15 protein-coding genes and 1 pseudogene are annotated in these 13,463 nt (G+C 43.5%); 1 reads left to right on the top strand and 15 read right to left on the bottom strand.

Features of this window, described 5'->3' with window-relative positions; all coding sequences use genetic code 11:
* Positions 1-5: 5 nt before the first annotated feature.
* From FFV08_05040 to miaA, 12 genes and pseudogenes are all read right to left on the bottom strand, one after another.
* Positions 6-947, bottom strand: coding sequence for a homoserine O-succinyltransferase (locus tag FFV08_05040; GenBank protein QLB52063.1), 942 nt, complete (start codon positions 945-947; stop codon positions 6-8).
* A 147-nt stretch (positions 948-1,094) separates the two neighbouring features.
* Positions 1,095-1,607 carry an adenine phosphoribosyltransferase gene (locus FFV08_05035; protein ID QLB52062.1) on the bottom strand — a complete coding sequence of 171 codons (513 nt, stop codon included), beginning with the start codon at positions 1,605-1,607 and terminating at the stop codon, positions 1,095-1,097.
* A gap of 276 nt (positions 1,608-1,883) precedes the next feature.
* Positions 1,884-4,106 carry a single-stranded-DNA-specific exonuclease RecJ gene (recJ, locus tag FFV08_05030; GenBank protein QLB52061.1) on the bottom strand — a complete coding sequence of 741 codons (2,223 nt, stop codon included), beginning with the start codon at positions 4,104-4,106 and terminating at the stop codon, positions 1,884-1,886.
* Between the two features lie 162 nt (positions 4,107-4,268).
* Positions 4,269-4,334: pseudogene (locus FFV08_05025) on the bottom strand (NUDIX hydrolase).
* A gap of 33 nt (positions 4,335-4,367) precedes the next feature.
* A complete protein-coding gene (locus FFV08_05020; protein ID QLB52060.1) occupies positions 4,368-4,958 on the bottom strand; it encodes an HD domain-containing protein in 591 nt (196 codons plus the stop codon).
* Positions 4,959-5,081: 123 nt separating this feature from the next.
* Entirely contained in the window at positions 5,082-6,044 is a 963-nt protein-coding gene (locus FFV08_05015; protein ID QLB52059.1) for an acyltransferase, read from the bottom strand.
* 106 nt (positions 6,045-6,150) lie between these two features.
* The gene (locus FFV08_05010) at positions 6,151-6,861 is read right to left on the bottom strand and encodes a methyltransferase domain-containing protein (GenBank protein ID QLB52058.1); all 711 of its coding nucleotides are present in this window, start codon (positions 6,859-6,861) and stop codon (positions 6,151-6,153) included.
* A 6-nt stretch (positions 6,862-6,867) separates the two neighbouring features.
* On the bottom strand, positions 6,868-7,623 hold the full coding sequence (locus tag FFV08_05005; GenBank protein ID QLB52057.1) for an SDR family oxidoreductase: 756 nt from the start codon (positions 7,621-7,623) through the stop codon (positions 6,868-6,870).
* Positions 7,620-8,549 (bottom strand): ribonuclease Z, encoded by a 930-nt coding sequence (locus FFV08_05000; GenBank protein ID QLB52056.1) that lies wholly within the window; start codon positions 8,547-8,549, stop codon positions 7,620-7,622. Before FFV08_05000 ends, FFV08_05005 begins: the two co-directional genes overlap by 4 nt.
* Before the next feature lie 10 nt (positions 8,550-8,559).
* Positions 8,560-9,243, bottom strand: a complete 684-nt coding sequence (locus tag FFV08_04995) for a cystathionine beta-lyase (protein QLB52055.1) — start codon at positions 9,241-9,243, stop codon at positions 8,560-8,562.
* Positions 9,176-10,414 (bottom strand): GTPase HflX, encoded by a 1,239-nt coding sequence (hflX, locus tag FFV08_04990; protein ID QLB52054.1) that lies wholly within the window; start codon positions 10,412-10,414, stop codon positions 9,176-9,178. Before hflX ends, FFV08_04995 begins: the two co-directional genes overlap by 68 nt.
* Before the next feature lie 31 nt (positions 10,415-10,445).
* Positions 10,446-11,330 carry a tRNA (adenosine(37)-N6)-dimethylallyltransferase MiaA gene (gene miaA / locus FFV08_04985; protein QLB52053.1) on the bottom strand — a complete coding sequence of 295 codons (885 nt, stop codon included), beginning with the start codon at positions 11,328-11,330 and terminating at the stop codon, positions 10,446-10,448.
* A gap of 81 nt (positions 11,331-11,411) precedes the next feature.
* Between miaA and FFV08_04980 the strand changes: the two genes are divergently transcribed.
* Positions 11,412-11,582 (top strand): DUF3042 family protein, encoded by a 171-nt coding sequence (locus FFV08_04980; protein ID QLB52052.1) that lies wholly within the window; start codon positions 11,412-11,414, stop codon positions 11,580-11,582.
* A gap of 92 nt (positions 11,583-11,674) precedes the next feature.
* Here FFV08_04980 and FFV08_04975 read toward each other — a convergent pair whose 3' ends face one another.
* From FFV08_04975 to FFV08_04965, 3 genes are all read right to left on the bottom strand, one after another.
* Positions 11,675-12,073: a hypothetical protein gene (locus tag FFV08_04975; protein ID QLB53272.1), complete on the bottom strand. Its 399-nt coding sequence runs from the start codon at positions 12,071-12,073 to the stop codon at positions 11,675-11,677.
* Between the two features lie 80 nt (positions 12,074-12,153).
* Entirely contained in the window at positions 12,154-12,381 is a 228-nt protein-coding gene (locus tag FFV08_04970; protein ID QLB52051.1) for a hypothetical protein, read from the bottom strand.
* Between the two features lie 762 nt (positions 12,382-13,143).
* Positions 13,144-13,371 carry a ComC/BlpC family leader-containing pheromone/bacteriocin gene (locus tag FFV08_04965; protein QLB52050.1) on the bottom strand — a complete coding sequence of 76 codons (228 nt, stop codon included), beginning with the start codon at positions 13,369-13,371 and terminating at the stop codon, positions 13,144-13,146.
* Between the last annotated feature and the right edge of the window lie 92 nt (positions 13,372-13,463).

Genomic DNA, 13,463 nt, shown 5'->3' with positions numbered 1-13,463 from the left:
ACCTCTTATAGATAAGCAAAAAACGATACATCATTTTCAGGACTCTCCCAGTCGAAAGGCGTCTCCTGATAGACAGCATAATTGACCCAATTGCTGAAAAAGAGTGCCGCAGCCGAACTCCAACGCAAGGCCGGTGTCGCATGGACATCATCGTTTTTAAAATAATTCTCTGGAATGTGTGGATTCTTCCCTGCCTTCAAATCGCGGAAATACTCCTTAGATAAGGTATCGCGGTCATATTCCATGTGACCGAAACTATATACCTCTCGCAAGTCCCGGCTAGCCAGCACAGAGAGTCCCGTATCCTCTCCATACGAGAGAATTTCCAGATTAGTCAGATTGACAATATCTTCCTTTCGAACTTCAGTATGCCGGGAATGCGGCGTATAAAACTCATCGTCAAAGCCACGGAAAAGCAGATTGCTGCTGTCAGCTGACTGGCTATAGACACCCGATAATTTGCGTGTCATCTGGTGCTTGTCAACGCCGTAGCGAGCGTAAAGCCCAGCCTGAGCTCCCCAACAGATATGCAGAGTAGAAAAGACATGGGTCTTGGACCATTCAATCACCTGCTGAAACTCTTCCCAGTAGTCCACCGCTTCAAAAGGCAGATGCTCTACCGGCGCACCAGTGATAATCAAGCCATCAAAATAGCGATTTTTAACCTCATCAAAAGTCTTATAGAAAGTCTCCATATGCTCTGCACGTGTCGTTTTAGACTGATGAGAGCTCATGTAGAGGAAGTCAATAGTCAACTGCAGCGGAGTATTAGCCAAGTGGCGCAGTATCTGAGTCTCAGTCACCATTTTCTGGGGCATGAGATTGAGTACCAAAATATTCAGAGGTCGGATATCCTGATGGTCCGCCCTATCGTCATCCATGACAAAGATATTCTCAGAACTTAAAATGTCAACAGCTGGCAGTTTCTTATCAATCTTAATTGGCATGAAAATATCTCCTTCAATCGTTAGAAAGGCTTGGAAATACTTTTCCAGCCTATTCTTTGTTTATCCAATGTACTTTCATTATACTGAAAGGAGATATAGTTTTCAATTATACTTTTTCTCTAACTAGATATAGTTAGAAACTATGCATTAATAGTGCATCAGAACCTTATAGTCGTAATCGCCGATAACTTCGCGACCCTTGAGCTCATCCAGCTCAATAAGGAAGGCACAGCCGGCTACTACACCACCAAGGCGCTCAATCATCTCAATCGTCGCCTTCACTGTTCCACCAGTCGCAAGGAGATCATCTACAATCAGAACGCGCTGACCTGGCTTGATAGCATCTGCATGCATGGTCAGGGTATCCATACCATACTCTTTTTCATAGTCAGCTGAGATAACTTCACGAGGAAGCTTACCAGGCTTGCGGACTGGAGCAAAGCCAATTCCCAACTCAAATGCAACCGGACAACCCACGATAAAGCCACGAGCTTCCGGTCCAACGATCATGTCAATCTTCTTGTCTGTTGCATATTGAACAATCTCACGAACAGCGTAGCTATAAGCATTTCCATCTGCCATCAATGGGCTGATATCACGGAATGTCACGCCTTCCTTTGGATAATTTTCGATTGTTGCAATGTAGTCTTTTAAATTCATGATATACTTTCTTTCAAAAAAATTTTTTACTCTCTATTATATCACTTTTTCATCCAAATGGTAACAGAAAAACTTACTTTTTAGGGGGATAGATTATTTAATTTGAAAGAGTATGTTTCATTCATTTATAGACCACCTTATTGAGACTGGGATTGAGTTGGTTAATCTTTATAATCACTTCTTCTACTAGCTCCAAGAACGAAACTTCCTTTTCCCTAACAGCCTGAGCCATAGGTCTAAGCCATTGACTTTTTAACGAGATTACCTGAACAATTTTCAGTCTGCTTCCATCAAATAATCATAAATCTCCTGCACGGTGCCCAATGCCATGAGTTCTTGTTCTTTGACTAGGCGCTTGAGGTCTTGGTAAATGTGACTGCTGTCAATTTCTTTCTTTTCTGCTTCTTTATTGACCGTCATGACGCCTTCTGTGATGCTGACAAAACCAAGTTCTTCAAAAATCTGAATCATTTTGACTAGAAGAATAGGGTCGATTTTCAGGTAAGCTGCCAGGTCCTTGAGCTTATAGCGAACATCAAACTCAGGGAACTGGTAGATAGTTTTGTAGAGTTTGGCAAACTGCTCACGGTTGCCATAACCAGTCAGATAATATGGCTTGGCAATCTCATTCTTAAAGTAAATAGCTTCGAAATCCTGAGACTGAAGAATCCTCTTCAAGTCCTGCAAATCATCAGGCAGATCGTAAACTATAACTGCTCTGCTATTTGTCACATCTGGCAACTCCTCTGTGAAACGCAAGACTGGAACCTTGTCAGGCAGCGTCGCATTTTTGCTGCGGATATTGAAAAGCTGAACACCGTCCACACGGACATCCACCAGCATGAGCTGGAGACTGGTCTGTCCATTCCATTTATTGACAGAGAGACTGACAGCCAGCTCCAGATTCTTGGTCTGGGCAAACTCTGTCGCCAGGTTTCCTTGCCCAAAAGCTACTACTTCAAAAGATGCAGCTTCCTGAGAAATTTTTAACTTGAGATGGCTATTGCCGGCCCCCATGGTCCGTGCATTATCCACTTTAAAGTCCTTGAGGTAAAAGAGTGGCTTCTTATTGTCCATACCGAAAGGAGCCAGTTTTTCAAAGCTTTTGAGTGTATCAAGGGTCAGTTCTGGCAAGTGTAGCTCCTCATCTAAATACAGGGCTGTTTTGCCAGTCAAATCCAAATCATTGTCTAAGATATACTCTGTTAAGATATCAGCAAGCTCCGCCAGCTTGTCTGCTTCGAGAGTCATTCCAGCTGCTCCAGCATGCCCACCAAAGGCTAGAAAGAGATCACGGTGGCTGTCTAAGGCCTCAAAAATATTGACCGCATCAATACTGCGGGCGCTGCCCTTAGCGATGCCATCCTCGATATTAAGCACTATGACTGGCTGGTGTAGCTCTTCCAGCAAGCGCCCAGCGACAATCCCTAGCACACCGGGATTCCAGCCTTCCTTGGCCAACACCTGCACTGGTCTCTTAGGGTCCAACATGGTTTGTGCTTCTTCATAAATCTGCTGGACGATTTCCTTGCGTTCGTCATTTTTCTGGTTGATCATAAGCGCAATGTCACGAGCTTCTTCATCGTCAAAACCTGTTAAAAGCTCAACCGCCGGATTGGGATCATCCAGCCGTCCCAAGGCATTGAGTCTGGGGGCAAGCTGGAAACCAACCGTTTCTTCATCCAGTTCATCTGGCTGAATACCAGCGATTTTAAAGAGCTCCTGAAGTCCTACGCGCTGGGTATTTTTGAGGACGGAAAGGCCATATTTGACTAGGATCCGATTTTCTCCGGTCAGACTGACCATGTCGGCAATGGTACCGATAGCAACTAAGTCCAAAAGTTCGACTTGGACTTCTTCCAGCAAGGTTGTTGCCAGCTTAAAAGCCACCCCACAACCGGCTAGGTGCTTGAAAGGATAATCCGCTCCGCTATGTTCCGGATGGACAATCGCATAGGCATTTGGCAGCTCCTCGGGCATGGAGTGGTGATCCGTCACGATGACATCCACGCCGAGAGACTGAGCCAGCTCGATAGCTTCAAGGCCAGCCACTCCATTATCCACTGTAATAATGAGTGAAATACCTTGATTTTCAATAAAATACTTGTAAACACTGCTATTAGGGCCATAGCCATCCGTAAAGCGATTGGGCAGATAAACCTGACACTCAGCACCCAACTGCTCCAATGCTTCCTTGACAATCGATGCCGAGGTCATCCCATCAGCATCATAATCGCCATAGATCAAAATCTGCTCGTAATTCTCAATCGCTGCGCGAATGCGCTCCACTGCCCGTTCCATATCATGCAGGTCATAAGGGTTGTGAAGCTGGTCTAAATTAGGCTCCAAAAATTCCTGTAAAGCCTCCTCAGTCTGCACTCCTCTTTGATAAAGAAGACTGGCAGCGGCAGGTTCTAATCCAGCTTTCTTAGCTTTTTTTAAAAATTTTTCGTCTGTAAAATTAGTGGCAAACTGCCAGTCGTATTTTGAGCTAATCATGATGAGTGAAACACTTTCTCCGTTCAATCTTGTCTGAATATTATAACATGAAAGAGGCTGGGACAAAAGTCCTAGCCTCTCAATTGTCTTTGGATTGTCGAGCAAGACGCAGTGGTTGAGTGGGCTCTACTACGCTGATTTCATCAGCTTTTACAGCCCTACTCAACTGTGCGGAGGTGGGACGACGAAATCGAATTCTAACGAATTACCGATTTCTGTCCCACTCTCCAAACTTTCTATCTACGAGCAAGACTCTCAAGCTCACTCATCTAGGTAAAGCCCCTTAGCAACACTTTGATCAATAATTTCCTGAGCCAATTCCCAAAGAGTTTCAGAGGTTTCTTGGATAAAGGATTTCTTAGCAATAACCTGCGACTTGGTCAGGCCATAAGGGTTGTCATGGGGTTGAGCGACTTCCAAGTGATTGAGCAGAGGAACCAGAGCGTCCAGCACTCGGGCATATTTAGCTTCTATGCTAATGCCGGTTTCAAATTCCTGCCAAAGCTCTAAAAAGGAATCCTGCTGATCTGACGGCAGCTTGTCTAAACTGATTTTCAAGGACTCAAGCTCTCTATCGTAAGAATCGCTCTTGCCCACGTCGTCAAAGATAAAGGTATCGCCAGCGTATATTTCGCCCAAATCATGAATCAATAACATAGACATGACCTTTTCCAGATTGACTTCTTCGGGAATATATTCTCGAAAGACTAGCGCCATCAGCGCACCCTGCCAACTATGCTCAGCAGAATTCTCAAAACGATAGGCATCCAAGGTTCGATTGTTCCTATGTGTGGCTTTCAGCTTTTCCAGCTCATTGGTAAAAGCCAGCTGCTGTTGTAGACGTTCAAGCATGTAGAACTCCTTTGAAATGTTTTTATAGCTATTTCTATTCAAAATTGATAGTTGCTCTTAACGCTCTATATGATTTTCTTCAAAAACTAAACTTTCACTTCTTTTCTGTTTTTACCCTCGCCATCAAATCACCAACTCTGACGTCAGGTGGGTCAGGATAATCGTCAGAAAGAAGGTCCAACGGCCGGTTTCCCACTTGGTCAGTTGCTGGGATTTGAGCAGAAAGAAAGATAACTCAATAAAGATAGGATGGAGGAAGAAATAAAGGATACTTAGATCTTTTAAATGTCGCCAGTTTTTTTCGCGCTTCCACTCTGCTTTTAACAGCCAATTGAATAAGAAGAGTGTAAAGGGAATGAGAGCAAAGAAAAAGTTTTTATCTAATCCCTGCCTGATGTAAACCAACACTCCTTCGCCTGCTAGGAAAAGACTTGCCAACAGAAGAGACAGCCAGCGTTTTTTCTGAAATAAAGTTATCTGCCCGTAATCAGCTAGAAAGTAGCCTAAATAGATAAAAATGGGCGTATAGAAGAGGCCATTTCTGCTGGTGAAAAAGAGCTTGGCATAGGCATCGTACCAGTCCGTCAGCAGACTAGGCGTAAGGTAGGCGTGATAAGTCTCAATAGCACCTAAGGCGTAGAGAATTAACAAAAGAGCAAATGTTTTCTTTGGGCCTAACTTCCTATACAAGAAACGGACCAGCAGCAAGCCTAAGAGAAAGGCGGGGATATACCAGAGCTGGTAGCTCATTCCTATGTAGAAGAGCGCTGCTAGGATAGCCAGCGGAGCTAGGTAGAGAGGCAAGTGCAGAGATTGGAAATAAGTCAAAGCATAGGGGAGATAGACCAAGTTCCAGAAGCCGTAGACCTTTAAAATGCCTTTGATATACAGAGTCAGTTTCGTAGAACCGTGCTCTCGCTTCCAGCGTAATCGGAAAAAATAGGCTGAAGAAATTAAAAAGAAAGGGACCGCCATGCGGCCAAACATACTCTTCTGAATAAAATGCAGAGCTTCATGTTCAAAAAGCCTCTGGCAGTGAACCAGAATTACCAAAATGGAAGCGATATATTGAAAAAGGCTGAGCAGGGCATAATTGACCGGCTACCCTTGCCCTACGACTTCTCTCCTTTGCATCAAGCTTTCTCCTTACGAGGTTTAGTTTAAGATGTAAATGAGCACTATTCCCTTCAATCTAAGCCTTGGCTAGCCAAACATGCTGAAAGGCAGCGATGTCTCGATAAGGTGATTGGTTGCAGACAGCCAGCTCCATCTCAAGCATCTTTTCAGCCCAGTCAGAGGCAGTTTTGTAGTCATTGGCCTGCAAGCCATAAAAAATCCGAACTCCCTGATAATCTTCAACTTCTAAAGGCAGACCTGAAATCACTTCCTGAACCTGATAGACCTTAGCAGCTCCCATGCTGTGGGTTTGATATTCCTGACCTTTCAAAAGCTGCTGGGCCTTTTCTGGGTCATTTTCAAAAACCACCGTATGCATAATGCGCCCAACCTCGTGATGCTTAACCAGAGAAATTTTGCCGTTCTTTTTTAAGAGGCGGGAAAATTCTGTCAAATAGAGAGCAGGGTCAGATACATACTCTAAAACATTATGGCAGATGATGACATCAAAAGACTGGTCTGGCAATTTTTGCAGAACCTCTAGGCTGCCTTGCAATTGCTCATAGGAAAAGTCCTGCTTGCGCTCAGCAATCATTTCTGAACTCGGCTCAACAGCGGTCACTTGGTTTTTTTCCGCTAGAAAATCAGCCACAATTCCAAAACCACTGCCGAAATCAAGAATTTTCTGGCCCTTCAGCGACTCTAGAAAGGCAAAAACAATATCATATTGAAGTTTGCCCCAAGGCGCTTGCAGATGAGCCTTGTAGGCTTGTAGATTAGCTGTCATAAAACCTCACTTATAGTTAAACATATTGGCTGCCATCTTGTCGGCAATTTTTGGAAAAAGGGTATAAAGCTTGTGGGCTAGATTGAGAATCCCTGGTAGATTAATTTCCCGCTTCTTTTTGCCAAAGGAGCTGATAATTTTGCTCGCTACAAAGTCAGGTTCAAGGATGTACTTGTCCACTGCTTTTACATAGGAACCGTCAGGATCTGCTTGATCGAAAAAAGAAGTTTTGATAGGACCTGGGTTCACCGTCGTGACATAAACCCCAAAAGGCAGGAGTTCCAAACGCAGGGCATTGGAAAAACCAATAGCTGCAAACTTGGTCGCTGAGTAAAGACTAGACTTGCTACTGGCAATGAGGCCAGCCATACTAACGATATTGACGATATGTCCTTGACCTGACTGCTTCATGCGAGCTCCAAAGATACGGGACAAATTCATCAGGGCAAAGGTATTGACTTCAAACATGGCCTCAATATCGCTGGAGCTGATTTTGTCAAATTCTTCAAAAATCCCATAGCCAGCGTTATTGACTAGGACATCAACACGACCGTACTGGCTGTCAATCCGCTCAGCAAATCTTTCCAAAGCTGAGCTGTCTGTGATATCCAGCTCCACTAGGTCAAGATTTTCTTTTTCTCCATATAGTTTTTCCAGCTTAGCCTTGCTCCGTCCGACCAAAATCAGTCGGTCATAGGGCAAGAGCTTAACCATTTCCTGGGCCAGTCCACCGCTGGCCCCTGTGATGATGATGGTTTTCATATCTCCACCTCTTCCAAGTCCTTGACGACATGAACCTGTTCAAAGACGCTACTTGCATCGCGGCGCATTTGGCTAATGTCCTTGGCTAGAAAACGAGCACTGATATGATTGAGGAGGAGGCTCTTGGCACCTGCTTCCTTGGCTACTTCTGCAGCCTGCATATTGGTCGAATGACCGTGGTTACGGGCCAGTTTTTCGTCTCCCTTGCCATAGGTCGCTTCATGGACCAGCACATCTGCTGCCACTGCCAGACGGACGCTGGAAGCAGTCTTCCTAGTATCACCCAGAATAGTAATGGTCTTGCCCGGACGAGGGGCTGAGATATAGTCGGCTGCAATGATTTTGGTCCCATCTTCTAGGACGATATCCTGACCGTTCTTAACTTTACCAAAGAGGGGACCAAAGGGAACACCTGCTGCCCGCAGCTTATCTGCATCCAGCGTTCCTTCCAAATCTTTCTGCATGACCCGATAACCCACACAGAAAATCGTGTGATCCAGCTTATCCGCATAAACAGTGAACTTATCCGTTTCTAAAATCTTACCCAGACTGTTTTCATCAAACTCATGAAAATCAATCCGATAAGGCAAACGAGAACCAGACACACGCAGGCTAGACAGGACAAAGTTCTTAATACCTTTAGGACCATAAATTTCTAGGTCCGTCTGCTCTTCATTTGCCTGAAAAGAACGACTGGATAAAAAGCCCGGCAAGCCAAAAATATGGTCGCCATGCAGATGCGTGATGAAAATCTTGCTGATTTTGCGCGGTTTAATCGTCGTCTCCAAAATCTGATGCTGGGTTCCTTCACCGCAGTCAAACATCCAGACCTCATTGATTTCCTCCAAAAGCTTGAGGACAAGGCTGGATACATTGCGGGCCTTGGAGGGCTGACCGGCTCCGGTTCCTAAAAATTGTAATTGCATGTTATTCTTTCTAAATGATATAAATCATGGCAGAGCGATTCTGCGAGTGATAGTATTTTCTGCCAGCATAGGACTGAGCCAGCTGACTGACTTCATCTTGATTGTAGCCCAGAACCCTCTGGCTGCCATCCGCCAGCTGCTGCCAATCGGTCAAAGCAGTCAGCGCCTGACTGTCCACGACTTGAGACTCATCTTTGAGAGGTACCATTTTTATGCTCTCAGCTTCTTCGTAGACCAAGTACTGGGGAAAGATTTGAGCGATTTCAAAGAGCAAGTCAGTTGTTACCGGCTCTGGCTTTTCAGGGAAGACCAAGCCGACTTTCTCGCTCTCATAGCAAAATCCATAGGACTTGCCAGAAAGATTAAGGCGTACAAAAGGCTTATTTTCTAAAAAACTTGGATTCGGATTCCACAAGTCCAGCGCCTGACTGATTTCTAAAAAATAGGCTGTCGCGGCTTCAGGACTTTTCTTCTGATAAAGCTCAGCAAAGTAGGCATTGATAACGCTGGGCGGCGGTGTGATGTAGCTAAACTTCTGCTCTTCTGTCAGGCCAACCAATACTTGACCTAAGTAGACTTTGTCTAGGCTCGTAAAACCGCCATATTTCAAGGCCAAGTCAATATAATCAGTCATAAAATTCTTCCAGTTTCCATTTATTTTTCTCGGCAATCCAGCCTGAAATGGTTTCAACATCGTCTTTGTATTCTCGATTTCCGATAATTGCGACTTTCTCTAAATCATGAATCTTGTAAGCTTTATCCGGCGCTACCTTGATGGTAAAAGGCAAAAAGAGCTCTTTCATCCGCTCCAGCAGGACTTGCTGCAAAAGAGCTCTGCTATTGTCCGCCTTAGCCGAAATCAAAGAATAAGGAGTCAGGGTCGGAGTAAAATCCTCTGCCTTGTCTGCTTTGTTATAGAGAGTCAGCCGGGGAATATCCAGCATGTCAAGCTCTTTCATAATGTCGAGGACGGTCTTTTCATGTTCCTCATGATGAGGGTCGCTAGCGTCAATAACATGGACCAGCAAATCGACATTTTTACTCTCCTCTAGAGTAGACTTAAAGCTTGACACCAGCTCCGTCGGCAAATCCTGAATGAAGCCAACCGTGTCTGTCAGAGTGACATTGAGCTGACCACTGAGATTGATGTTCTTGGTCGTGGCATCTAGCGTCGCAAAGAGTTCGTCTGCCTCATACTGGCTCTTACTAGTCAAGCAGTTCATAATAGTCGACTTGCCAGCATTGGTATAGCCGATGAGACCAATTTTGAAAATACTGGATTCCAGTCGCTTTTCACGAACGGTAGCCCGATTTTTCTCCACTGCCTTGAGCTGACGCTCAATATCATGAATCTGATTGCGGACACTGCGTCGATTGAGCTCCAGCTGGCTTTCACCAGACCCGCGGGAGCCAATGCCACCGGCCTGACGGCTGAGCATAATGCCCTGGCCGACCAAGCGAGGCAAGAGGTACTTGAGCTGGGCCAGATGTACCTGCAACTTGCCCTCGTGACTCCTAGCTCTCATGGCAAAAATATCCAAAATCAGCTGCATACGATCAATAACCTTGACACCCAAGCTTTCCTCCAGATTGACATTTTGGCGAGGTGTCAAGCGGTTATTGACAATAACGGTCGAAATCTCTTCGGCATCAACCATCTGCCGGATTTCTTCTAACTTACCAGAACCGACAAAGGTCTTGCTGTCATACTTTTCCCGCTTCTGACTATAGGATCCGACTACCTCAGCCCCTGCTGTCTTAGCCAGACTTTGCAGCTCCTCCATGGATAGGTCAAAATTCTCCGTATCTGCCAGCTCCACACCGACCAAAAAGACACGCTCTGTTTTTTTCTCTGTTTCTATCATCTCTTATCCTTACTAAGACTTGGTCAGCCAGTTACTTGTCCAAAAACTTTCTGATGTCTTCCATGACCTGATTTTTATAGGCTGGATTTCCCACCTGATAAAAGGTTACAGACATACGGTTGCGAAACCAAGTCAGCTGGCGCTTGGCAAAACGTCGGGTATTCTGCTTGAGCTTGTCCACAGCATCATCTAGGATCATCTGACCTTCAAAGTAGGGGAAAAGTTCCTTGTAGCCGATACCCTTACTAGCTTGACTGGTCGGAGCCTGTTCATAAAGCCAACGTGCTTCTTCTAAAAGCCCGGCTTCCATCATCAGATCTACCCGCTGATTGATTCGCTCATAAAGTTTTTGTCGCTCATCATCTAGGCAAATCAGCAGGGCTTCATAATCTGGCTGACTGTTTTCTAGCGCCCCCCCCAGATGAGCAATCTCCAGCGCCCTCATAGCCCTGCGTCGATTCAGCTGGGGAATCTCGATACCCAGCTCTGCTATTTTCCCAAACAAAGCCTCATCCGACCAACTATCCAGCTGCGCCCGATAGGCTAGAATCTCCTCGTTAGGGACAGAGCCGCCCAGATGGTAGCCCTCGAGCAAGCTCTGGATATAGAGCCCTGTGCCACCGCAAATGATGGGAAGCTGACCTTGAGACTCAATCTCACGAATAGCCTGAGCCGCCTCAGTCACAAAATCATAGGCCGAGTAGCTCTCTCCAACCTCCCGCACATCCAGCAGATGATGGGGAATGCCCTCTTGCTCCTCCGGACGAATCTTAGCCGTGCCAATATCTAAGCCACGATAGACCTGCTGGCTGTCACCGCTGATGATTTGGCCATTGAAGCGCTTGGCCACCTCGATACTCAGAGCCGTTTTTCCGACCGCCGTAGGCCCCACTATCACAATTATCTTGGTTTTCATCTTTTTTCCTTGAAAAAATTTTGATTTTTCGTTACTATTATTATAACATAAATAATAAAAGTTCAGAAAAGGAGAAATCACATGGCTAAAGGATTTGGAAAAGGCGTTCTTACAGGAGTTGCAGCTACTGTTGCTGCTGTGGCAGGCGCAGTATATGCTGTCAAGAAAAAAGTCATCGAACCTGAAGAACAAAAAGCGGCTTTCATCGAAGAAAACCGTAAAAAAGCAGCTCGCAAACGTGTAGCACACTAATCTTGCTCATTTCACTAAAAAGCCTGGAAAAATCCAGGCTTTTTGCTTTTTTGAAAAAACAGCAGTCAAATCAACTGCTACAAACAAAGCTATTAGACTTTAAAAGCTCTCTCTTTCTTGGGCGGTTGAATGCCATGAGAGCTAAAGATATAATTGCTTAAGAGCAAGAATATTAACAACTCAAGCACAAAAAACAAATCAAAGGCAGGATTGGAAGACAAGGAAACGAAAGGAATTGCGAGACACAAAATTGTGATATAAAAGATTTTTAAGCGCTTGATATAAAGCCAGAAGAGTTCAAGACTTTGCCCGCCATTAATCTGCGACTTAGACCTACTTCCAGAGTACCAGATGATAAATACTTCCGCAAAAAAGAATAGACCTAGCAAAATGATCACTCTCCAAAAATGAACTTGCAGTAGAATTCCCGCTGCTAGCAATAAAAAAACAACCAAGCTCAGTGCTAGCACTGCTCGCCTAGTATTAGTCATAAAATCAACTCCTCTAAAAGATAAATTCAAAGAATTTCTTTTGCAGTTTTTTTCTTTTTATTCTCAAGTAATTCAAAAAATCAATTCCTATTTCTATGATGAGAACTAAAAAATATAAGCGAAACAATTAAAAACGAGACAATTAAACCTACCGTAGTTTGGTTTAAAAACGGATAATTAAAAAAGAAATAATTATAGAGTGTTAATAATAGACCTCCTACCGTTAGCACAAAAGATATAAGCATAGAAATTTTAAAAAACAATTTTTTCCATGTTAGTGACCTCTTTTTTCCTTGTATAATTGTCATAAGATAATCAAATTTATTTTTTCTAGAGAATAATGTAAAGTTAGAATGTTACTAATAACCGAAGCTAGGGTTCATTAAGTCTCATAGCTCTTTTATTATCACTCACTGAGTTCTATATAGGGAATACTATGCTCAATTAGTAACAGTAGTTTAGATTCTATCATCCATCATATCAAACTGCGACCTTACATTTATATCCATAATAAATACCTGTTACTTTTTCTTTGATTTTGATATCATACCTACAGTATAGCACATGTAAAGAATCTAAGCATAAAAATCATAAACAGTCTTTATTTTGTCGTAAATGGTTATTTTAATAAAATACAGCACCTGATAAAATCAAATGCTGTATTATTTCTGTATCTCTTAATAATGCAAGTCTAGAATATTTTTAGTTCCGGCCTCATTTAATAAATATATTATTTTAATGCTCTTATCCCTTAAATCTGCTTTGACATAATAAAAGCAAAAAGTCATTTATCCTTTCTAAAATATAACAAAAAATTAGCTATCATAAGAAGCATAAAATAAGCAATAGCTACTATTTTAGAAAACTCCCATAAATGAACGGAAAATATAAATGCAAACACAGTCATTGTTAGCGCAATTAATTTATTATATTTCATACGAAAAATCCTTTTAAACTTGTATTCATGCCATGACTTTAACTGACAAAAATTTTCTTTCCTATCAGTATCAAATCTCACAGGAGAAAAGATTTTGGGAAAATTCACTTTTAAATACAGATTTCCATTACCATTATGGCAAACAAGCCAACAAAGTAGCTCCTGTTGCCAATGCTTGAGCTCCAAGATATATTGCGACAGGCAAGCCCGCACCTGTAGCTGCTGCACCAATCGCTGACGCTCCAGCAGCAAACGACGCTGCACCATAACCTAAGCAAGCATAGCCAAATCCGCCACCTTCAACTGCAGCTAACATGTTTTCGTCCATCACATCAAATTGTGAAATTGTTTGTGTAGCCATTACATGACTCCTTTCGTGAAATGCGAGGGATTAAAGAAAATATCTCTTGGAGTTTTTCTTTAGTCCAAGTTTAAGTGAATATTTTTGTCCTG

The sequence above is a fragment of the Streptococcus sanguinis genome (genome assembly GCA_013378335.1).
Lineage (GTDB): Bacteria > Bacillota > Bacilli > Lactobacillales > Streptococcaceae > Streptococcus > Streptococcus sanguinis_I.
The sequence above is the reverse complement of the archived record's forward strand: the minus strand, read 5'-3'. Positions and strand labels throughout refer to the sequence as shown.